Source organism: Flavihumibacter sp. ZG627, assembly GCF_000814325.1.
In the GTDB taxonomy this organism is placed as follows: Bacteria; Bacteroidota; Bacteroidia; order Chitinophagales; family Chitinophagaceae; genus Flavihumibacter.
Genome location: NZ_JPHF01000004.1, coordinates 84,174 through 106,889, shown reverse-complemented (window position 1 = coordinate 106,889; position 22,716 = coordinate 84,174). Strand labels below are relative to the sequence as shown.

Here is a 22,716-nt window from a genome sequence, read left to right as displayed (position 1 = left end):
CTTTGCGAAGACACAAATCTTGTTTCTATGGCGAAGATTGGAATTAATATAGCGACCGGGAGTTTGCAGAAGGAAGAGATGATTGTGGGCATTGACCTGGGTACTACAAATAGCCTGGTTGCAATTATTCATCCGGATAGTAATCAACCTGTGGCATTAAGAGAGCATAATGGTACTTCATTAGTGCCCTCTATCGTACACTTCGGTGAAAATAATTCCATAACGGTGGGGGAGGATGCAAGGAAACTCCTGATCAGGGATCCAGCAAATACCATCTATTCCACCAAAAGGCTAATGGGGAAATCATATAATGATATACGTGATAATGCATCATTTTATGCATTCAAGGTTCATGATGATAACACTGAAAGCCTTGTAAAAGTACAGGTGGGCCCTCAATTTTATACCCCTGTGGAGCTTTCATCATTTATTCTTAAAGAGCTTAGGTCAAGGGCTGAACATATATTGAAAACACCAGTTACTAAAGCTGTGATTACAGTGCCTGCATATTTTAATGATTCTCAGCGCCAGGCTACAAGGGATGCGGGTAGACTCGCTGGCCTCGATGTTCTCCGTATAATAAATGAACCTACTGCAGCTAGTCTTGCATATGGCATAGGATTGAATAAAGAAGAAGAAAAGGCCATCGCAGTTTATGACCTGGGTGGCGGTACATTCGATATTAGTATTCTTAAGATCCATAATGGGATTTTTGAGGTTCTTTCCACTCATGGCGATACTTATCTTGGAGGCGATGATTTCGACCAGCTTATTGTTAAAAAATGGGTGAAAGAACATAAGATCGGTGAAGAGCGCCTGCAGAATGACAAAGAACTAATGCAAACCCTTCGTCTAAAAGCAGAGACGGCAAAGGTCCATTTATCTTCAAAGGATGTTTTTATTGACCATATTGGTGATATCCAGTTACAGGTTACCGTTTCTGAGTTTAATAAACTTATTCAACCCTACATAACAAAAACGCTTGGTGCCTGCGAGATTGCATTGAAAGATGCGGGTCTGAAAAAGCAGGATATTAACGAGGTTGTTATGGTTGGAGGTTCTACACGCACGCCTCTCATTAAGAGTTTGGTGAGCGATTTTTTTGGCCTCTCATTGCACGATACGCTAAACCCCGATGAAGTAGTAGCTCTTGGTGCTGCTGTGCAAGCCAATATCCTTGCTGGAAACAATAAGGAAATGTTGTTGCTTGACATTACACCTCTATCTCTGGGTGTGGAAACTATGGGTGGGTTGATGGATGTGTTGATTCCCCGGAACACCAAGATTCCAACACGTGTGTCACGTAATTACACTTCACAAAAAGATGGACAATCAGGCATTGTCATTTCTGTTTTTCAGGGTGAACGTGATCTTGTAAAAGATAACCGCAAATTAGCATCGTTTATTTTGGAAGGTATACCCGCAATGCCTGCGGGTTTACCTAAAGTGGAGATCAGTTTCCTGATAAATGCAGATGGCATTTTACTCGTAAATGCAAAGGAGATAAGAAGCGGTACGGAGCAAAGCATTGAAGTTAAACCACAATACGGACTTACCGACTCAGAAGTAGAGAAGATGTTGATGGATTCTATTATTAATGCTAAAGATGATATTAAGACCCGGGCATTAACAGAGGCGAAAACCGAGGCTGCTCAACTGATAGACACAACACTAAATTTCATTGAGAAGAATAAGGAATACCTGACCCCCTCAGAAGTTGATCAGACAAATGAGGCTATTAACGCACTCCGCAACCTGATATCTCAGGGAACAAAAGATGAACTGCAATTTCAAATTGAAAAACTGAACGAAATATCACGCCCCTATGCCGAAAGATTGATGGACATAGCCATCCGGAAAGCCATAGGAGGTAAAAACATTTCTGATAATTATTAATTATTTTTTTGAGCGGAACCCATCTCTAATACTTGATCCCCGTGGTTCGAATGTTTCACAGCTATTGTAAGCACATGGTAAGGGATTGGTGCCACAACCATTTGGGTTCTGTGGGATGAAAATATAAATCCCATTACAGTTCCTGAAAGTGCCAGGTGAGTTAATAGTGCCATATGGCCGAAAAATGTTTACTGCATCGAAAAATGTATAAAAACGATATATACTGTATCCTCCAATAAAGAGAATTAGTATTATTACTGCAATGTTGGGGTGTTTTTTAGGAATGATCGATTTAACTCTATCGATCATCAACCATACTGAAATCAGGATTAACGGTAAAAGATAGGCCTGCGAAAATCTCAATGCAGGAACTTTTGTCATCCATAGGATACTGCTGATCAGGCAAACTATTGTTATCCACCCCAGAGTTTTCGTTGCAAATATTTTTTTTATATTCAAAAGCAGATAGGAAATGGAAACTAAAACAGAAAAAAAGAAAATTTTTTCCATAAAGGTTAATGCGTTCCACCATAATTGGCTCCATTCTGAAAATTTCAGGTTCGATATATCTTTATAGTCCTCCCACTCAACACTTCCTGCCCTGGCAAATGCAGTTATATAGATTTCAATTTCTTCTGCCAGCTGAGGAGAAAATTTCCAGTCCACATCGAAAAAGTTAAACATGGTTGAAGGAAAAAGCGGGTACCCCGAAAGGATAACATTACGTGCCAGGAAGGCCCCAAGTGAAAGTATTAGGGGAATGGATATAAACAGGATCTTCTTAATTGATGAAGACGATGGTATGTTTTTGTAGATTAATGGAATCAGGAGTATTGCCGCGGCGGCAGATATTTTTAAAGTAACAGCGAAAGCCAGGATTATTAAAGCCATTTCACTTTCCATGGCATATTCACTTTTTGTATCAGTGTCAAGCAGAAGGAGAAAAGCTGACCATAAGAAAATACAGATTATAAAATCCGGGCTAGCTGAACTAGCTGCCTGGTAAATCATCGTGTATATTCCAAAAATGAATGCAATCCATATTATACTGACTACGATGAATCCAGATTGCTTCCGGAGTTGTTTATTTAGGACACCGGCAGTATAAGATATGCACCATATCAGAACAACAGCATTTATGAAAGTAAGTGCGCCTGTTCCTGTAAAATCAAATTTGAAAAATGCCGACAATATGAACCAGCTACTGCTAAGTCCAAGTCTTCCATTAAGATTAGCAATGCCAGGCACTGTTCCATATTGTAGCGTCCACTCTATGATAGGGGCATGATAGCCTGTAGTATCCGGATTAATAACATGCCACGGATGTATGGCCAGAACAAATAAACTCCCTGTTATGAAAAATCCCCAGCCTGCAATATTTAATCCTGAAAATCTATGACGAAGAGCATTGATAAATACATAGGGTAAGCGTCTGTTGCTGAAATAGAATAACAGTGGCGGCAAGGCAAATAACAAATGAATTCCCCATCCGCCTAAGGGCATAAACAAACAAAGAACCTGAAGCACGATGCCTATAAAAGAAAGTCCTGTGAGGCAGGAAAATTCAACATCAATAACTGGTGTTGAATTTTGATGGTTCATGTAAAGGTTAATCGCGTTCAGCAGCATTTGTCCCCATAACCAGCAGATGACTGAAATGTAAATTATTGCTGCTATTACCTGTAACATCTATGCTTGCTTTATTCCAACCTGAATAATAGAAAGTCCTGCAACTCTATTGGTAAATCGGTCAACTATTTTAATAAGGGGGACCAGAGTTTCATATATCTTCATTTCCCCGTTACCGATCTTTTCTTTCCCTAACAATTTCCCAAACACATACCATCCTAATATCCCCGTGAAATTAAAATACTGACTGTGAACAACATTGAATCCATTGTTTTCAAGCAATTGTTGCATTGTATCTTTGGTGTAGCGCCTATAATGCCCCAGGCCCTTATCTATTTTGCAGTAGAGTGATTCATAAGATGGTGCAAGCATAATTAGTCTTCCACCCGGTGATAATATTTTTTGGATATTTATTAAGGCCTCATCTTGTTCTTTGATATGTTCAATCACATTTAAAAGAACGACCGTTCCATACTTTTTGGTAATACCTGAGTATTTTATATCGAATTCAGGATCCACCAGATCTATCCCCATTATTCCTTCCAGACAAGCATTTCCCTTGAAGCGGTTTTTAAGGTAGTGACAATAATCAGGATTTATATCCGAGAGGGTCACTTTGTGATCTTTAAGCAGAAACTCCGATATATTACCGATTCCGCTTCCGATTTCAAGTACATTCCCATTGATGTAAGGCCTGATATTCTCATACATCCATCGGTTGAATTTATTTGCATTGCTTATAGCCTGCAGAGTTGAAGAGCCTATCTCGTCTTTATCGGATATGATTTTTTCAGGCATCACTTAAAGATGTATCAAAGATTGTTTCATAATTGGGAAATTAATTCTTTTTGATCTTAAACCCATCTGCAATAGTGCTACCTCGATGTGTAAGTTTATGCTGCAGGGTATATGTACAGGGCAATGGAAGGCAATAACACCGGGGATTCCATTTATTTCCAAGTTTCTTCGGGATCACTACTTGAATGCCATCTACATTAACTGTATTGAATTCAGGAACCGGGTTCTTAATAGGGGAAAGGAAATGCTTATAATTATTATCAGTCACTATTTTTTTGCCTGTATATGCGAATACAGCTGCGGATAAAAGAAGTATGCTGGCAGATAGAATTTTTCCTTTCTGTAAGAACCTGGAATTTTTAAGGAAATAAGCCGGACAAATGGCAATGAGTAGTAATGCCCCATAACTGAACCGGGGATCGGGTGCCACCAGAAACCATGAGATAATTTGAAACAGAATAACCAGGAATAATATTTTAAAGTTCAATACCCTAATACCCTTATATTTTACGAATACCAGGTATGTGGTTGTTAATAATCCAATGGGTATTATTAGTATCAGCACTTTATCAAAACCCGGGAGGTATGAAAACCATGCGGGTATCCAACCCCACATACCCATAGACTTCGTAGTGGCAAGGTCTTGATATTCTGTTGAAGCCCTGTTATAATATTTGATGAATCTCAGTAATTCCTGCACAAGTTCCTGCGGCACTTTCCAGTCGGGTTCAAAAAAATCAAACTCCATTGATGGGAAAAAGGGGTAGCCGGAGCTTATATAGGTTCTGCCAATCATTGCTCCCGCTAATAGCAGGGAGGGAATGATTATCCGGAGCATTTGACTGTATTGTCTGCGTCGAAGCATATAGAATACGCTCACCAACAACAGCATTAGCATCGGGTAATTTATTATGCGAACAGAAAAAAGATAAGCAGGCCAAAGGATCCATTCCAATTCATTTCCGGATCGCGAGTTTATTGTGCGAGCTTCAAACTCCTGAGCAACAAGTATAATTATTACTGTTGTTGCAATGAAATCATAATTTGAATTTGTGGACGATCCTCTCAGTAGAGGCCAGGATAATGTTAGTGCCAGAAGCATTAGAAAACTTGCCCATGCCAGTATAGTTTCCTTATTATTTGCCGAGGAATATGAAATATTTGAAATCAGGTAATAGCTTAACCATATGCATACTGTACCATTTAATGCCGCAAAAAAATTATAACTCATGGGAGCCTGGAAAAAAAACGCAGATAGAGCAAACCAGGAGGATTGAAACCCATACCGTTCATGCAGGTTCGCGATTCCGGGAACTGTATTATATGTTTTACTCCAACGGATCAACTGCATGTGATAAGATTCGGTATCATCCATAATGGTTGGGCCACTTGCAATAACTATTACCATGGTTCCGAATGCCAGGAAGGATAGGGTATTAATTACATTCAACCTGGGTTTTTGGAGCCGGGAGAAAAAAAGAAGCAGGTCTCTTCTGAAAATAAACACCCCTGCAATTAATAAGAATGAATAGGCAATGAAAATTTTACCATTTAGAGGGAAACCAAAATTTGCTAACTGGGCGAAACAGGTAATGATTGCAAGTCCGGTAATGAAATGATTTATCAATGGCCTGCTTATGGATGGATGTTCTTTTGAATCATTTGTTAATGCCAGCCGGTAGAAAATAAAACCTGTTAAAACGCTGTAAAGCGAAATAATAAGCTGGGCCAGAAGAACAAGAAGCATGTGCCGTATTATATTATTTAATGGTGGTTTTTAACTCTGCAATCCGATTGGCATATTTTCCTATGATATCAAATTCTATATTCACCCTCATCCCCACTTCGATAGTTCCAATATTGGTGTGGGTAAATGTATACGGTATAATTGCCACCGAAAACTCATCTATACTGACATTGAAGATGGTAAGACTGATCCCATTCAGGCAAATCGATCCTTTTTCAATGATTAATGTGGAAAATTGTGGAGGGATGCGAAACCGGAACTCCCAGCTTCCATCCATATCAACCTTTTCTAAACAGGTTGCGGTGCAGTCAACATGGCCCTGAACAATATGGCCATCAATCCGGCCATTCATCACCATGCAACGCTCGAGATTAACCAATGCTCCCACTTTCCACGAACCCAGTTCAGTTTTCTCCAGTGTTTCTGAAATCGCAGTTACCCGATGCTTATCTTCTGAAAGTTGGTCAATAGTAAGACAAACACCATTGTGTGCTACACTCTGATCAATTTTGAAGGTGTTGGAAAGGGTCGAATTCAGCCAGAATATAGAATTACTGCCCTCTTTTTCAATGCTTTCCACTATTCCGATGGTTTCAATAATTCCGGTAAACATAGTCGCAAATTAGGAGTTAATTGATTAAAAGGACGCTCTGGATAATCAAAAGGGTCTAAAAAGAAGGGAAATTTAGTTACAAATGATTTGGTATTTTTATATTGTTTCCTATCTTTGCCCTCCAAAAAATTACCAAAGGAGGTATATTACCATGCTGATCATCGATTCAAAAGATTGCGAAAACATTGACAAGGCGCTCAAGAAGTACAAGAAAAAGTTTGAAAAGGCTAAAGTGCTGTTGCAACTAAGAGAACGTCAGTCATTCACAAAGCCGTCTATTAAGCGTCGTGCCCAGGTGTTGAAGGCTGTTTACAAGCAGCAGATCTCCAGCGGTAAGATCGAAATCTGATTATCTACATCTTTATAGTGTGATGCGATAGCAGCAAAGTATTAGCTTTGCTGCTATCGCTTTTGTATGCATATACCTGAAGATGTCCTTTTATTAGATTTTATACAGTATCTGCGCTTTGAAAAGCGTTATTCAGAGCATACCATCAGGGCCTACCAGGATGATATAAGTTCGTTCAAGGATTTTATCAGATTTGAATTTGAAACTGATAATTTAAAGGATGCCAGTGTTTCTTTTGTTCGCACCTGGCTTTCCACGATGAAAGAAGGAAAGAACTCGCTTGGTGCACGGTCCATAGGTCGTAAACTTTCTTCCCTGCGCTCATTTTATAAGTACCTGCTTAAGAAAGGATTTATACGCATTTCTCCGGTAGCTAATTTATCGGCCCCTAAGGTTGGGAAAAAGCTTCCTGTGTATGTAGAAACTGATAAAGCAGAGCAATTATTTGCCCGCAATTCTTTTGGTGATGGTTGGCGGGCGCTCACAACTGAGTTAATATTGAAACTTCTTTACCAAACGGGTATGCGGAGGAGTGAGCTGGTGAATCTGAAAAGCAGCCAGATTGATCATTATAGCCACAATTTGCGTGTGGTGGGCAAGGGCAATAAGGAGCGCATTATTCCTGTGAATAAAGATCTGCTGGAATCAATATCAGCTTATGAAGCCGGAAAAGCCGGGCGATGGGAACAGTTTGACCAACAGCACTTGCTTCTTACAGAGAAGGGGAATCCCCTTTACGCCCAGTATGTTTATAAGATCGTTCGTGAATACCTCAAAGATTTTACAACACTTAGTAAAAGGAGTCCACACATACTGAGGCATAGTTTTGCAACTCATCTATTGAATAATGGTGCTGATCTGAATGCTGTCAAGGAACTGCTTGGGCATTCGAGCCTGGCCGCCACCCAGGTATATACACACACCACTATCGGAAAGCTCCGGGAAATACATAAAAAGGCTCATCCAAAGGGTTGATATGCTAAAATTTTAAACTCTATTAAGGTGTTGTGAAAGTCAAAATATAATGACTGCCTTTCTTGGAAAATGACCCTTCTTATATTAACTTCATAGCAAGACATTTTTCGGCCTGAAAAGGATGGTCTTACAAATAAGCTCTTTATTTATTGTTCACAGATAAAACGTGATTGCTATGAACGTTAACATTCAGACTGTTCACTTTGATGCAGATTCAAAGCTTGTTGATTATGTAACTAACCGACTGGCGAAACTCAGTACATTTCATGACCGGATCATCAAAGTGGATGTTTTTTTGAAATTAGACAATGTAGTGCACCAGATTAAAGACAAGGTAGCGGAGATCAGAGTACACGTACCCCGCCATGATTTCTTTGTAAAGGCCAGTTCTAAATCATTTGAGGAATCATTTGACAGCGCACTGGATTCAATTGTTAATCAAATAAAAAGAAAAAAAGACAAGCTGATCGCTTAATAAAAACTCGAAAAAGACCTCTCAGGAGGTCTTTTTTTTTGTCCCAAATTCTCGTCAATCCTACGGTGTGTGGTTTTTTTAAAAAAAATGATTTCAAAATTTTTGTATTTCTATAATTCTGTTACCTTTGCCATCCCGAAACAAAAACGGGTAGTTCTTTAAGGGGATCAATCGCCACTTTAGCTCAGCTGGTAGAGCAACTGATTTGTAATCAGTAGGTCGTTGGTTCGATTCCGACAAGTGGCTCTTGTAATAATCGGGCAGGTTCCAGAGCGGCCAAATGGGGCGGACTGTAAATCCGCTGTCTTTCGACTTCAGAGGTTCGAATCCTCTCCTGCCCACTTAACACCCGCAATTGGTAAAACAAATGCGGGTTAAGTTCTTAACAACATACTGGGAAATGGTTCTTTTCTCACTGTTGGTAATAAGCGGAAGTAGCTCAATTGGTAGAGCGATAGCCTTCCAAGCTATAGGTTGCGAGTTCGAGACTCGTCTTCCGCTCCAGATTGGTTTGTAGTTAAACCACGAACCACTAACTACAAACAGGTTTGTGCCGTTGTAGCTCAGTGGTAGAGCACTTCCTTGGTAGGGAAGAGGTCGTGAGTTCGATTCTCACTAACGGCTCTTTGGATCGAAAATCGGCTGATTGACCGCTCCCAGGGAGTATTGTTAATCACAAGATATAATGGTAAAAATGTGTTGAATTGTGTCAGGCATGGATAAGGATATCGGTATCTTTGCAGACACATAAATTATAATAAGTCATTTGGACTTACAATTTTAAACCACAACTTAAAAACAAATAAAATGGCAAAAGAGACCTTTAAGAGGGAAAAGCCCCACGTTAACGTAGGTACTATTGGCCACGTTGACCACGGTAAAACCACTTTGACTGCCGCAATTACTTCCATTCTGGCAAGTAAAGGATTAGCGACAGCAAAGAAGTATGATGAAATTGATGGAGCTCCTGAAGAAAAAGAGCGTGGTATTACCATCAATACTGCACACGTTGAATATCAGACAGCAAACCGTCACTACGCTCACGTTGACTGTCCCGGTCACGCTGACTATGTGAAAAACATGATTACAGGTGCTGCTCAGATGGACGGTGCTATTTTGGTTGTGGCTGCTACAGATGGTCCTATGCCCCAAACGAAAGAGCACATCCTACTGGCTCGCCAGGTTGGTGTACCTCAGATCGTTGTTTTTATGAATAAAGTTGATCTGGTTGACGATGCTGAATTGTTAGAACTGGTTGAAATGGAAATTCGTGACCTCCTTAGCTCTTATGGCTTTGACGGTGACAACACTCCAATCATTCAGGGTTCTGCAACCGGAGCCCTCGCTGGTGAAGAGAAGTGGGTTAAAAAGATCGAAGAGTTGATGGAAGCGGTTGATAGCTACATTCCACTGCCTCCGCGCCCGGTTGATATGCCATTCCTGATGTCTGTGGAAGATGTATTCTCAATTACTGGTCGTGGTACTGTTGCAACAGGTCGTATCGAGCGTGGTCGTATTAAAGTTGGTGAAGGTGTTGAGATCGTAGGTCTTATGCCAACGGCTATGACTTCCACTGTTACAGGTGTTGAAATGTTCAAAAAACTCCTCGATGAGGGTGAAGCTGGTGATAATGCTGGTCTTCTTCTCCGTGGTATTGAAAAGAAAGATATCCGTCGCGGTATGGTAATCTGTAAGCCAGGTTCCATCACTCCGCATACAGAATTCCGTGGTGAAGTATACGTACTGAGCAAGGAAGAAGGTGGCCGTCACACTCCTTTCTTCAATAAGTATCGTCCCCAGTTCTACTTCCGTACAACGGATGTAACCGGAGAATGTACACTTGCTGAGGGAACTGAAATGGTAATGCCTGGTGATAACACCAACTTAAGGGTTACCCTTATCCAGCCCATCGCTATGGAAAAAGGTCTGAAATTCGCTATCCGCGAAGGTGGCCGTACAGTAGGAGCCGGACAGGTAACTGAGATCCTGAAGTAATCGATAAATTTCTCAATAGCAGCCACTGGTGTTAGCGACCAGCCTTTAGTTGTAAATTTGCTAACGGCTACAGCAAATTCCAGTGGCTTTTTTACGGGCATAGTTCAATGGTAGAATAGAGGTCTCCAAAACCTTTGATACGGGTTCGAATCCTGTTGCCCGTGCCAGTTGACAGTAATTCATTATTTTGCAAAAGCTCAATGGGTCAACTGCCCGTTGAGTTCTTTTGTTTCTGTCATCGAAACTAATAACAAGTAATCTTGTATCATGAATAAAGTAACAACATACTTCAGCGAGTCTTATAAAGAGCTGGTTGAAAAAGTAACCTGGCCAACCTGGGCACAGCTCCAACAATCCACAATGATCGTGCTGGTTGCTACCATCATTATCACGCTGGTAATCTGGCTCATGGACTTTGCTTCAAATTCATTACTGAAATTCATCTATTCATTCTTTGCATAATGGAAGAAATCGTTAATCAACAAGAAACCAAATGGTACGTGCTGCGCGTGGTGAGCGGTAAAGAACGAAAAGTTAAGGAATACCTTGATAAGGAGATCAGCCGTGGCGGTTGGAGCGAAGTGGTGAAACAGGTTTTCCTTCCGGTAGAAAAAGTTTATAAGGTACAAAACGGTAAAAAAGTAATGCGCGAACGCAACTATTACCCAGGGTACGTTATGATTGAAGTGGTTGAAGGCAAGCTAGGAGATGATCTTCGGGAAACCATCAAGAATACCAGTAATGTCATTCATTTCCTCGGTAAGGAACATCCGATTGCTCTTAGAAAAGCGGAGGTGAATAAAATGCTCGGTAAAATGGATGAAATGAGCGAAGCTGGTGGAATGAGCATGAGCGAACCATTCATAGTAGGAGAGACGATAAAGATCATTGAAGGTCCATTTAATGATTTCAACGGTATCATCGAAGAGGTGAACGATGAGAAGAAGAAATTAAAAGTAACCGTTAAGATTTTTGGACGATCAACTCCTGTTGAACTTAATTACATGCAGGTAGAAAAGCTCTCCTGATTTTTTAAAGCCGTATTTAATATCATTAACTAAGCCATTCCCAAAGGAGTGGTTTTTTTAATTTCCCGGATTATCTAAGTTCTGCAGCTATTGGAAGGAGGGAATTTCTTTGATAAATTAAATTAATGTCTTAGTTTTGCACCCCCAATCATTAGTTCTTATTTCGAATTGGATTTGGGAGTCTGCCTCAGCAAATGCGAAAGCAGACGCTATCACCAAAAAAACATTTAAAAAATGGCAAAAGAAATCACTGGTTTCGTAAAGCTGCAGTGTAAAGGCGGTCAAGCCAACCCTGCACCCCCCATTGGTCCAGCCCTTGGTTCTAAAGGTCTGAACATCATGGAGTTCTGTAAGCAATTTAACGCCAGGACTCAGGATAAAATGGGGAAAGTACTTCCTGTGTTGATCACGGTGTACTCTGACAAGTCATTCGACTTTGTTATCAAAACTCCCCCTGCATCAGTCCAGTTGTTGGAAGCTGCAAAGTTGCAGAGTGGTTCAAAAGAGCCAAACCGTTCAAAAGTTGGTAAAGTAACCTGGGCCCAGGTTGAAGCAATCGCAAAGGATAAAATGCCTGATCTTAATTGCTTTACTGTGGAAAGTGCCATGAAAATGGTAGCCGGTACAGCACGTAGCATGGGTATCACTGTTGATGGTGTTGCTCCATGGGAAAATTAATCGTTGACTAACAAAAACTTTTGAGCAATGGCTATCACAAAAAAAAGAAAAGAAGTTAACCCTAAGGTTGATTCAAATAAGATTTATTCACTTAAAGAAGCTTCTTCACTCGTGAAGGAAGTGAATATCGCAAAATTCGATGCTTCCGTAGACCTGCATATCCGTTTGGGTGTTGATCCTAAGAAAGCCGATCAGGCTGTTCGTGGTACAGTTACCCTCCCACACGGAACAGGTAGAACAAAGCGTGTATTGGTTCTTTGTACCCCAGATAAAGAGAATGATGCGAAAGCTGCTGGTGCGGATCATGTAGGACTAGATGAATTTATCCAGAAGATTGAAGGTGGATGGACGGATATCGATGTTATCATCGCTACTCCTTCAGTGATGCCAAAGATCGGTAAGCTTGGTAAGATCCTCGGTCCACGTAACCTGATGCCAAACCCCAAAACTGGTACTGTTACTAATGATGTGGCATCTGCAGTGAACGAAGTTAAAGGTGGTAAGATCGCCTTTAAGGTTGATAAAGCCGGTATCGTTCATGCTTCGATTGGCCGGGTTAGTTTTGGTCCTGATAAGATTGCAGAGAACAGCCAGGAGCTTATCAATGCTATCCTGAAACTGAAGCCTGCAACTGCTAAAGGTACCTACCTGAGGGGTGTAAGCATGGCAAGCACCATGAGTCCTGGTATCACTATCGACACCAAAACATTCATTCACTAATTCAAGAACTTTCTCCCTTTAAGGGGCAGAAATAAATTTTTGCGGTATGACTAAAGAACAAAAAACAGAAGTGATTGAACTGCTGAAAGGTAAGTTCTCTCAATACAATAACTTCTATATCACCGACACCGAAAGTCTGACAGTTGCACAGGTGACAAAACTTCGCCGTGTATGTTACGACAAGCAGGTTGAAATGAAGGTTGCTAAGAACACCCTCATTAAGAAAGCGCTGGAATCTATTGATAGTGAAAAATATGCAGGAGTATATGAAGCACTCAATAATGTTACAGCATTACTATTTTCTGAAAATCCGAAAGAACCGGCTCTGATAATATCTTCTTTCCGTACTGAAAGCAAGAGTGATCGCCCGGTGTTGAAGGCAGCATTCATAAATGGTGATATCTATGTTGGTGATGAGCAGTTGAAAGCTCTAACCCGTATTAAGACCAAGAATGAACTTATTGGTGAAGTTATCGGACTCTTACAAGCACCTGCTCAGCGCGTTATCGCTGCATTGCTTGAAAAAGGTAAAAAGGCTGAAATTGTGGCAGAACCGTCTGGTGATGTTGCACCAGAGGCAAGTGCTGACGCTGCACCAGAAGCAAAGGCTGACGCGGCACCGGAAGCAAGTGCTGATACTGCTCATGAGGCACCAACAACACCCGCTGAATAATTTTTATTTAAATAATTCCCCTGCCTGAGGGGATATCATTAGAATTTTTTTAAAAACTGCCGTCGGAGCATACAGGCTGTGAAGACGGTAAAAATTTTAAACAATGGCAGACGTAAAAGTATTAGCTGAACAACTGGTAAGCCTCACTGTAAAAGAAGTACAGGAACTGGCTGATTTTCTGAAATCCGAGTATGGTATCGAACCCGCTGCTGCTGCAGTTGTAGTAGCTGCCGATGGTGGTGGTGGTGCAGCCGCTGTAGAAGAGAAAACTGCTTTCAATGTTATTCTGAAAAGCGGTGGTGCTTCTAAACTAAACGTTGTTAAGATCGTTAAAGATCTTACTGGTCTCGGACTGAAAGAAGCTAAGGAACTAGTTGACGGTGCTCCTAAAGCAGTTAAAGAAGGTGTTTCTAAAGCTGAAGCTGAAGAAATTGCCAACAAGCTTAAAGAAGCTGGTGCTGATGTTGAGATCAACTAATCAGTATTCACATAAAAGAAAGGCCGGGATCTTTTCCCGGCTTTTTTATTTAAGGGAATTGGGGTGGCATCGGCATTTTACCCTTTCCTCACCCAAAAATTTGTTCATTCCCCTAAAATCCGTAGCTTTGCCCTCCGTTTTAAATTGAATAGCTATATATTATGGAAGGCTGCAAAATGGCCATTTTATTGTAACTTCCTATATATCAGTGCACTGAGTATTAAATTTGCTCAATCGAGAGTATTCTGTCGACGATTTTTAAAAGCTTTAAAACCGGTTTAAAATACATATGTCTTCTACTAAACTGAACACCAGGATCAACTTCGGTAAGATCAAACACCTCGCTGAAGCTCCTGACCTGCTGGAAGTGCAGATTCAATCGTTTAAAGACTTCTTCCAATTAGAGACCACTCCTGACAAACGTAACAATGAAGGCCTGTTCAAGGTGTTTAAGGAAAATTTCCCTATCACTGACACCAGGAACATTTTCGTGCTGGAGTTTCTCGATTATTTTATTGATCCGCCACGCTATACCATTGAAGAATGTATGGAGCGTGGACTTACATACGCCGTGCCACTCAAGGCAAAACTTCGCCTGAGTTGTAATGACGAAGAGCATGTTGACTTTCAAACCATCGTACAGGATGTATTCCTTGGAAACATCCCATACATGACTCCGCGTGGTACCTTTGTTATCAACGGCGCTGAGCGTGTAGTGGTTTCTCAGTTGCATCGCTCACCTGGTGTATTCTTCGGTCAGTCGATACACCCCAACGGTACTAAAATTTATTCTGCCAGGGTTATCCCTTTCAAAGGTGCCTGGATGGAATTTGCTACCGACATCAACAATGTGATGTATGCCTATATTGATCGGAAGAAGAAGTTCCCCGTAACAACTTTACTCCGTTCAATAGGATTCGAAACTGATAAGGACATTCTGGAACTATTCGGAATGGCGGATGAAGTTAAAGGTGAGAAAAAAGCGCTTGATAAATATCTGGGCAAGAAACTTGCTGCCCGCGTTCTCAGGACCTGGGTAGAGGATTTTGTTGATGAGGATACTGGTGAAGTAGTATCTATTGAGCGTAATGAGGTAGTGTTGGAGCGTGATACTATTCTTGATGATGAAGCAATCGAAATGATTGTGGATATGGATGTTAAGAGCGTATTCCTCCAGCGTGAAGATGTAGGGGGTGATTATGCGATTATCTACAATACTTTAAATAAAGATACTTCCAATAGCGAGCTGGAAGCGGTTCAGCATATATATCGTCAGTTACGTGGTGCTGATGCCCCTGATGATGAAACGGCCCGCGGTATCATTGATAAGTTGTTCTTCTCTGACAAACGTTATGATCTGGGAGAAGTTGGACGTTATAAGATCAACCGTAAACTCAATCTAAATTATCCACTTGATCATAAAGTTCTGACCAAAGAGGATATCATTGAGATCATTAAATACCTGGTACGTCTTACTAACGCCAAAGCAGAAATCGATGATATCGATCACCTGAGCAACCGTCGCGTACGTACAGTTGGAGAGCAGTTGTACGCACAATTCGGTGTGGGACTTGCCCGTATGGCACGTACCATCCGCGAGCGTATGAATGTTCGGGATAATGAAGTATTTACACCTGTAGACCTCATTAATGCCAGAACGCTTTCATCTGTTATTAATTCATTCTTCGGAACATCACAATTATCACAGTTCCTCGACCAGACCAATCCTCTTTCGGAGATAACGCATAAGCGACGTATTTCAGCGCTCGGACCAGGTGGTCTTAGCCGGGAGCGTGCCGGTTTCGAAGTTCGAGACGTTCACTATTCGCATTATGGACGTTTGTGTACAATTGAAACACCGGAAGGTCCAAACATTGGACTGATCTCTACGCTTTGCGTCCATGCAAAGATCAATGAGATGGGCTTTATCGAAACACCTTATCGTAAAGTGGAGAATGGCAAGGTGAACATGAAAGAGCTGACTTTCCTGAGTGCGGAAGAAGAAGATACCGCAAAGATCGCCCAGGCTAACACTCCTCTTTCTGAAAAGGGAGAATTCGCTGAAGAAAAGGTAGTGAGTCGCGAAACCGGTGACTTCCCGATTCTGGATCGCACTGATGTAGAATATATGGACGTTGCTCCAAATCAGATTGTGGGACTATCCGCATCACTTATTCCTTTCCTGGAACATGATGATGCGAACCGTGCCCTGATGGGATCTAACATGCAACGCCAGGCCGTTCCATTGATCAAACCCCAGGTTCCTTTTGTTGGAACAGGTCTGGAAGCGAAAGCTGCCCGCGACTCAAGGGTTCAGATCATCTCGGAAGGCAATGGTGTGGTTGAGTTTGTTGATGGTAATGAGATCCATATTCGTTACGATCGTAATGAAGAACAGCGTCTGGTTAGCTTTGAAGAAGATCTGATAATTTATAAGCTCACTAAATACCAGAAAACAAACCAGGAAACATCTATTACACTCAAGCCAGCGGTTAAAAAAGGCCAGCATGTGAAAGAAGGAGATTTCCTTACTGAAGGCTATGCGGTTCAGGGTGGTGAAATAGCCTTGGGAAGAAACCTCAAAGTGGCATTTATGCCATGGAAAGGTTACAACTTCGAAGATGCCATAGTAATTAACGAGAAAGTTGTTCGTGAAGACCTGTTCACATCTATTCATATATCTGAATATGAACTTGAGGTTCGTGATACCAAATTGGGTGAAGAAGAACTGACTCCTGATATTCCAAACGTTTCTGAAGAAGCAACCAAGGATCTGGATGAGAATGGTATCATTCGCATCGGAGCCCATGTAAAAGAAGGTGATATTCTTATTGGTAAGATCACTCCAAAAGGAGAAAGTGATCCTACACCTGAAGAGAAGTTACTACGTGCAATCTTCGGCGACAAAGCTGGAGATGCAAAAGATGCTTCACTGAAAGCTCCGAACGGTGTTGAAGGTGTGGTTATCGATAAGAAACTTTTCCAGCGTGCTAAGAAAGATAAGAACACAAAAGTTCGTGAGAAGGCAGCTCTTGAGAAAGTTGAAAAAGTTCACGAGAAGAATGAAGCCGACCTCCAGGAAGTTTTATTGAGCAAACTCCAAACATTGCTTAAAGAAAAACCATCCGCAGGTGTAAGCAACAACTTCGGTGAAATGCAGATAGGTAAGGGTGCTAAGTTTACAGCTAAGAACCTGGCGGGACTTGATTTCCTTAACATTAATCCCCTTGGTTGGACTGGAGATGAAAAAATTGATAGCCAGATCAATATACTGCTTCACAACTTCAGTATTAAATACAACGAAGAGCTTGGACGTTACAAACGGGAGAAATTCAATATTTCAATAGGAGATGAATTACCTGCGGGTGTGCTGAAACTAGCCAAGGTTTACCTTGCTGTAAAACGTAAGTTAAAGGTTGGTGATAAGATGGCAGGTCGCCATGGTAACAAAGGAATCGTTGCAAAGATTGTACGCGCAGAGGATATGCCATTCCTTGAGAACGGTGAGCCTGTAGATATTGTTCTTAACCCACTTGGTGTACCAAGTCGTATGAACCTCGGTCAGATCTATGAAACTGTATTAGGATGGTGTGGTGAACAACTGGGAGTGAAATTTGCAACACCAATTTTCGATGGTGCCACTACAGACGAGGTTGAACAATACTGTACGCAAGCTGGAATTCCGATGATGGGTCACACCCACCTGTATGATGGTGAAACAGGAGATCGCTTCCACCAGAAAGCTACAGTTGGTATCATCTATATGATCAAGCTGCACCACATGGTTGACGATAAAATGCATGCGCGTTCTATCGGTCCATATAGTCTCATTACCCAGCAACCGCTTGGTGGTAAGGCGCAGTTTGGAGGTCAGCGTTTTGGTGAAATGGAAGTTTGGGCACTTGAAGCATACGGCGCATCCAACATCCTGCAGGAATTGCTTACCCTTAAATCTGATGATATCATTGGTCGCGCCAAGACCTATGAAGCAATCGTGAAAGGGGATAATATTCCAAGACCAGGCGTTCCTGAATCATTCAATGTTTTGATCCATGAACTGAGAGGTCTGGGTCTTGACCTGAAATTTGATTGATAGTTTTTAACTATGCAATGCATATATATCCAAAGCCACCTTAACCGGTGGCTTTTTTTATATTTACAACTCATAACTATATGCGACGATGAAATTTAAAATACCACTTCCGCTCTGGACCATAATATTCCCTATTGTCGCGTGGGTATTATATGCTTTAAAAGATTCTTCCCAGGAAGTATGGTTCCAGTTATTTCTGGCCGCAGTCCTCATTGGTAGTGTTTTGGCCGCTGTACATCATGCAGAAGTTGTGGCCCATCGTGTAGGAGAGCCCTTTGGAACACTAGTACTGGCTGTGGCCATCACAATAATAGAAGTGGCTCTAATAGTTTCATTAATGATTGCCGGAGGACCCGATGCTGCCATTCTCGCACGTGATACTGTTTTTGCAGCAGTTATGATCATTCTGAATGCTATGGTTGGACTTTGCCTTTTGGTAGGTGGTGCAAAATTTGGCGAACAAACATTCGGTTTGCAGGGAGTAAGCGCTTCATTAACCACCCTAACAGCTATTGCAATCCTAACCCTTGTATTGCCAAACTATACAGTCAGTTCACCAGGCCCCGTTTACACAGATTCACAATTGATTTTTGTCGGGATTATAACCCTGATATTATACCTCAGCTTTGTTATGGTGCAGACCATCCGACATCGTGATTATTTCCTACCAACTGATGCAGATAGTGATGAAGACCTGCATGCTGATCCTCCATCGGTTAAAGTAACACTTTTGTCTGCAGGATTACTTCTGATCTGTCTGGGAGCTGTAGTATTACTGGGTAAGGCGCTTGCTCCTGCCATTGAGCAGGCTGTTTTCGCCATGGGGGCACCTCAATCACTCGTGGGTATTATAATAGCAATGGTTGTGCTTATGCCGGAAGGTCTGGCAGCTCTTCGCGCCGCCCGCAATAACAGGTTACAAACAAGTCTTAACCTTTCTCTCGGATCAGCACTTGCCAGTATTGGACTCACGATTCCTGCGGTGGCAATAGTTTCACTTTACTATGGATTTGACCTCACATTAGGCATAGATATAAAATCAACTGTATTATTTATTTTATCTCTTATGGTAATCATACTTTCACTTAGTACAGGAAGAACCACTGTATTGCAAGGCATCGTATTATTAGTCCTTTTCTTTGTATACCTATTTACAACCATTATACCTTAAACCGAATATTAATATCTGTCTTTTTATTCACCATCAAAGGGTCAGATTTATCTTTAAATTGTACATCATCAATTTCATCTCACAATGAAAAGCATCCTTTTTTCTGTTCTACTGGCGGCTGTTTTTACATCTCCTCTGTATGCTCAAAGCAAGCGCACGCTACAGCCTTCTGACATCTACCGATTACAAACACCTTCCTCACTACAGGTTTCACCAGATGGCAAATGGGTTCTTTATCGTGTAAGTAAGGCTGATAGTGTAAAGGATAAATTCAACTCCGATTTATGGATGACCGGTTGGAATGGTAAAGATCATATTCAACTAACCTTTGACCCAGGGGGAGAATCTGCAGCCAAATGGAGCCCCGACAGCAGGTATATATCTTTTCTTGCAACACGTGGGGAAGACAAGAATAGCCAGCTTTATCTTTTGGACAGGCGAGGAGGTGAAGCAAAAAAACTTACAACTATTAAAGGGGATATCGATGAATATAGCTGGGCACCCGATGGGAAAAAGCTGGTTTTTGCCATTAAAGATCTCAGTAATGCAGATACATCCAGTACCAAAATCAGGAAGCCATATGTTATAGATCGTTATCATTTCAAGCAAGATAGATCCGGATATCTTGATAGTACCTCCACCCACCTTTACCTGTTTGACCTCAGTTCCAAAAAACTGGATACCCTTACTAAAGGCATTTATAGCGAAACACAGCCCGTTTTTTCGCCAGATGGTAAAAGGATTGCATTCACAAGTAACAGGTCAGAAACGCCAGATAAAAACGAGAATAGTGACATCTTCATTATGGATGCCACACTCAATTCAACCCCTCAGAAAATTACAAATTGGGAAGGCGAGGATAACCGCCCGGTATGGAGCCCCGATGGCAAATGGATCGCATATCAACAAAGTAGTAGTGAAGAAACTTTTACTATGTACGGACAACCATTGGTTGCTATAGTTTCTGCAACAGGTGGACAGAAAAAAATATTATCAGGCAGCCTCGATCGTCCCGTACGTAATCTACGCTGGAGCAGGGATGGTAAGCAAATCTTTGGTCTGATGGAAGAAGACAGGGAAGTACAGGTAGTGAATTTTGATGTTGCATCTGGCAAAGTAAACAGAATGCTGACGGGCGAGAAGAGCTATTATGAAATGGAAACTAATCCAGTTGACAATAGTATTGTTACAATTATGAGTTCATCGCAGATGCCACCTGAACTCTATGCAATCGAAGCGGGTAAAACAAGGCGGTTAACCCATCTGCAGGATTCTTTCCTGGCACCTATTCTTCTCCCTAAAGCAGAGGGGTTCCGTTCAAAGAGCAAAGATGGAACAATTGTTTCAGGAATTCTGTATACGCCTCCCCAACACCAGGCTTCGCAAAAATTACCCCTTATAATATACATTCATGGTGGGCCGGTATCACAAGATGATTTCGATTTTGATATGACAAGGATGATGTATGCTTCTGCCGGATATGCAGTTGCTGCAGTTAATTATCGGGGAAGTAGTGGAAGGGGACTGGATTATACCAGGTCTATTTATGGTGATTGGGGAAATAAAGAAGTATTGGATGTGATTGGTGTGGCTGATCACCTGGTTGGTCAGGGCATTGTTGATGAAAACCGTATGGGGCTTGCAGGCTGGAGTTATGGGGGTATCACAACCAATTACACTATAGCAACAGATACAAGGTTCAAAGCCGCGGTTAGTGGTGCAGGTAGTGCGTTGCAACTTAGCCTGTACGGAAGCGACCAATACATTACTCAATACGAAAAGGAGTTAGGCGCGCCCTGGAAAAATATTGAAAAATGGCTCGCCCTGTCTTATCCTTTCCTTAAAGCCGATAAGATAAAAACACCCACATTATTCATGGCAAGTGAAAGTGATTTTAATGTTCCTGTTGCGGGTGCAGAACAAATGTACCAGGCTCTTAAATCGCTTGGTGTTCCAACCGGCCTGATCATTTATCCTAAACAATTTCATGGGATTTCTGTTCCCAGTTATCTGAAGGACAGACATGAAAGGCATATAAACTGGTTCAATCAATATCTTAAAACCGATAGCAAAACGCCGCAGAAACCATTTTGATTAGTTTCCTAAAAGGAAGGATCTTAATGCTTCATAATTATTGCCAATAAGGATAGATTCTTTTTGTTTACTCATAGTATTCCTGATGTTTTCGGGAATCTCTATTTGTTCCTGTATCAGAGGCTCTACTGTATCAAGAAATTTGATCGGGTGTGCTGTTTCCAATACAATTCCACTATCGTTGGGATTCATTGAAAGCCAGTTCAGGAGAGCGTCATATCCAACAGCACCATGCGGGTCAAGCAAATAATCATCGTTTTGGTAAACATCCAGAATTACTTCACGGGTTCGGTCATCACTTGTAGTATAGGAAGAGAATATATCCTTGAGCTGGTCTGTATTATTATGAAAAAGTTCAAGGATTCGCGAGAAGTTACTTGGGTTTCCTACGTCCATCGCATTTGAAATTGTAGGAACGGCAGTTTTCGGTTGATAGATACCGGTATGAAGATAATCGCTGACTACATCATTGCGATTACAGGCTGCAATAAAATGTTTAACCGGCAGTCCTGTTTTCCATGCCATTATACCTGCACAAATATTGCCGAAATTGCCACTGGGTACACTGAATACAGGTGCTTCCTTTTGCTTCCATTGCTGGAGTGCAAAGAAGTAATAAAATTGTTGTGGCAACCACCTTGCAACATTGATGGAATTTGCGGAAGTAAGAAAAATCTTTTCTTTTAATTCCTTATCGCGAAATGCTTCTTTTACCATTTTCTGGCAATCATCGAAATTTCCTTTTACTTCCAGAGCTTGTATATTTCCTCCGAAGGTTGTTAACTGCTTTTCCTGAACAGTACTAACTTTTCCGGAAGGGTAGAGGATTACAACATTCACCCCATCCACATTATGAAAACCGCTGGCAACCGCCCCACCCGTATCACCAGAAGTAGCGACCAATACTGTGATTTTTTCGCTTTTTTCTTTCGCAAAATAACCTAGACATCTGCTCATGAATCGCGCACCCACGTCTTTAAAAGCCAGCGTAGGACCATGAAATAATTCCAATATATAAATTCCTTTATCCACTTTAATAAGTGGGATGGGGAAGTCAATAGTCTCGTTAACGATTGACCAGAGAATATCTTCAGGTATTGTATTTCCGGTAAAAGATGATATTACCTTAAAAGCAATTTCTGCCCGGGAATATTTATTAAGATCCTTTATCCATTGAGCGGAATGTTGTGGTATCTTTTCCGGAAAATAGAGGCCCCCATCTGGTGCCTGTCCATCTATAGTAGCCTGCCTGAAATCTGCAATGGGCGACTGTTTATTAAGACTATAATAGTTCATGTTTATTT

General features: G+C 41.4%; 19 protein-coding genes and 5 tRNA genes. 19 read left to right on the top strand and 5 right to left on the bottom strand.

Features of this window, described 5'->3' with window-relative positions:
* The first annotated feature begins 27 nt into the window (after nt 1-27).
* Complete coding sequence (hscA, locus tag HY58_RS10020) at nt 28-1,896, top strand: Fe-S protein assembly chaperone HscA (RefSeq protein ID WP_039131368.1); 1,869 nt, start codon at nt 28-30, stop codon at nt 1,894-1,896.
* Here hscA and HY58_RS10015 read toward each other — a convergent pair whose 3' ends face one another.
* The 4 genes from HY58_RS10015 to HY58_RS10000 all read right to left on the bottom strand — a co-directional run bounded on the left by HY58_RS10015 (nt 1,897) and on the right by HY58_RS10000 (nt 6,683).
* Nucleotides 1,897-3,498, bottom strand: coding sequence for a hypothetical protein (locus HY58_RS10015; RefSeq protein ID WP_156123648.1), 1,602 nt, complete (start codon nt 3,496-3,498; stop codon nt 1,897-1,899).
* An 87-nt stretch (nt 3,499-3,585) separates the two neighbouring features.
* A complete protein-coding gene (locus tag HY58_RS10010; RefSeq protein WP_039131363.1) occupies nt 3,586-4,323 on the bottom strand; it encodes a bifunctional 2-polyprenyl-6-hydroxyphenol methylase/3-demethylubiquinol 3-O-methyltransferase UbiG in 738 nt (245 codons plus the stop codon).
* A gap of 40 nt (nt 4,324-4,363) precedes the next feature.
* Nucleotides 4,364-6,070 carry a hypothetical protein gene (locus HY58_RS10005; protein WP_039131361.1) on the bottom strand — a complete coding sequence of 569 codons (1,707 nt, stop codon included), beginning with the start codon at nt 6,068-6,070 and terminating at the stop codon, nt 4,364-4,366.
* Between the two features lie 13 nt (nt 6,071-6,083).
* Entirely contained in the window at nt 6,084-6,683 is a 600-nt protein-coding gene (locus HY58_RS10000) for a riboflavin synthase (RefSeq protein ID WP_039131358.1), read from the bottom strand.
* Between the two features lie 82 nt (nt 6,684-6,765).
* Here HY58_RS10000 and rpsU point away from each other — a divergent pair, with 82 nt between their 5' ends.
* From rpsU to HY58_RS09910, 18 genes are all read left to right on the top strand, one after another.
* Nucleotides 6,766-7,032: a 30S ribosomal protein S21 gene (gene rpsU, locus HY58_RS09995; protein WP_253271541.1), complete on the top strand. Its 267-nt coding sequence runs from the start codon at nt 6,766-6,768 to the stop codon at nt 7,030-7,032.
* Between the two features lie 66 nt (nt 7,033-7,098).
* The gene (locus tag HY58_RS09990; protein ID WP_039131354.1) at nt 7,099-8,007 is read left to right on the top strand and encodes a tyrosine-type recombinase/integrase; all 909 of its coding nucleotides are present in this window, start codon (nt 7,099-7,101) and stop codon (nt 8,005-8,007) included.
* A gap of 175 nt (nt 8,008-8,182) precedes the next feature.
* Entirely contained in the window at nt 8,183-8,482 is a 300-nt protein-coding gene (gene hpf / locus HY58_RS09985; RefSeq protein ID WP_039131351.1) for a ribosome hibernation-promoting factor, HPF/YfiA family, read from the top strand.
* A 173-nt stretch (nt 8,483-8,655) separates the two neighbouring features.
* Nucleotides 8,656-8,728, top strand: a tRNA-Thr gene (locus HY58_RS09980).
* 12 nt (nt 8,729-8,740) lie between these two features.
* Nucleotides 8,741-8,823 (top strand) — tRNA-Tyr (locus tag HY58_RS09975).
* An 87-nt stretch (nt 8,824-8,910) separates the two neighbouring features.
* Nucleotides 8,911-8,986 (top strand) — tRNA-Gly (locus tag HY58_RS09970).
* 48 nt (nt 8,987-9,034) lie between these two features.
* Nucleotides 9,035-9,106 (top strand) — tRNA-Thr (locus HY58_RS09965).
* Nucleotides 9,107-9,289: 183 nt separating this feature from the next.
* Complete coding sequence (gene tuf, locus HY58_RS09960; protein WP_039131350.1) at nt 9,290-10,477, top strand: elongation factor Tu; 1,188 nt, start codon at nt 9,290-9,292, stop codon at nt 10,475-10,477.
* A gap of 93 nt (nt 10,478-10,570) precedes the next feature.
* Nucleotides 10,571-10,644: transfer RNA gene (locus HY58_RS09955), tRNA-Trp, on the top strand.
* Between the two features lie 100 nt (nt 10,645-10,744).
* Nucleotides 10,745-10,939: a preprotein translocase subunit SecE gene (secE, locus tag HY58_RS09950; RefSeq protein WP_039131348.1), complete on the top strand. Its 195-nt coding sequence runs from the start codon at nt 10,745-10,747 to the stop codon at nt 10,937-10,939.
* Nucleotides 10,939-11,505, top strand: a complete 567-nt coding sequence (nusG, locus tag HY58_RS09945) for a transcription termination/antitermination protein NusG (protein ID WP_039131345.1) — start codon at nt 10,939-10,941, stop codon at nt 11,503-11,505. Before secE ends, nusG begins: the two co-directional genes overlap by 1 nt.
* A 234-nt stretch (nt 11,506-11,739) precedes the next feature.
* Nucleotides 11,740-12,183, top strand: coding sequence for a 50S ribosomal protein L11 (gene rplK, locus HY58_RS09940; RefSeq protein ID WP_039131343.1), 444 nt, complete (start codon nt 11,740-11,742; stop codon nt 12,181-12,183).
* A 27-nt stretch (nt 12,184-12,210) separates the two neighbouring features.
* A complete protein-coding gene (gene rplA / locus HY58_RS09935) occupies nt 12,211-12,903 on the top strand; it encodes a 50S ribosomal protein L1 (RefSeq protein ID WP_039131341.1) in 693 nt (230 codons plus the stop codon).
* Between the two features lie 46 nt (nt 12,904-12,949).
* Nucleotides 12,950-13,576 (top strand): 50S ribosomal protein L10, encoded by a 627-nt coding sequence (rplJ, locus tag HY58_RS09930; protein WP_052324017.1) that lies wholly within the window; start codon nt 12,950-12,952, stop codon nt 13,574-13,576.
* 103 nt (nt 13,577-13,679) lie between these two features.
* Nucleotides 13,680-14,054: a 50S ribosomal protein L7/L12 gene (gene rplL, locus HY58_RS09925; RefSeq protein ID WP_039131338.1), complete on the top strand. Its 375-nt coding sequence runs from the start codon at nt 13,680-13,682 to the stop codon at nt 14,052-14,054.
* A gap of 289 nt (nt 14,055-14,343) precedes the next feature.
* Entirely contained in the window at nt 14,344-18,147 is a 3,804-nt protein-coding gene (gene rpoB / locus HY58_RS09920) for a DNA-directed RNA polymerase subunit beta (protein WP_039131336.1), read from the top strand.
* Nucleotides 18,148-18,235: 88 nt separating this feature from the next.
* Nucleotides 18,236-19,318, top strand: a complete 1,083-nt coding sequence (locus HY58_RS09915; protein WP_039131333.1) for a calcium:proton antiporter — start codon at nt 18,236-18,238, stop codon at nt 19,316-19,318.
* Nucleotides 19,319-19,402: 84 nt separating this feature from the next.
* Complete coding sequence (locus tag HY58_RS09910; protein ID WP_039131331.1) at nt 19,403-21,412, top strand: S9 family peptidase; 2,010 nt, start codon at nt 19,403-19,405, stop codon at nt 21,410-21,412.
* Here the strand turns inward: HY58_RS09910 and thrC are convergent, their stop codons facing one another.
* Nucleotides 21,413-22,708, bottom strand: a complete 1,296-nt coding sequence (gene thrC / locus HY58_RS09905; RefSeq protein WP_039131328.1) for a threonine synthase — start codon at nt 22,706-22,708, stop codon at nt 21,413-21,415.
* Between the last annotated feature and the right edge of the window lie 8 nt (nt 22,709-22,716).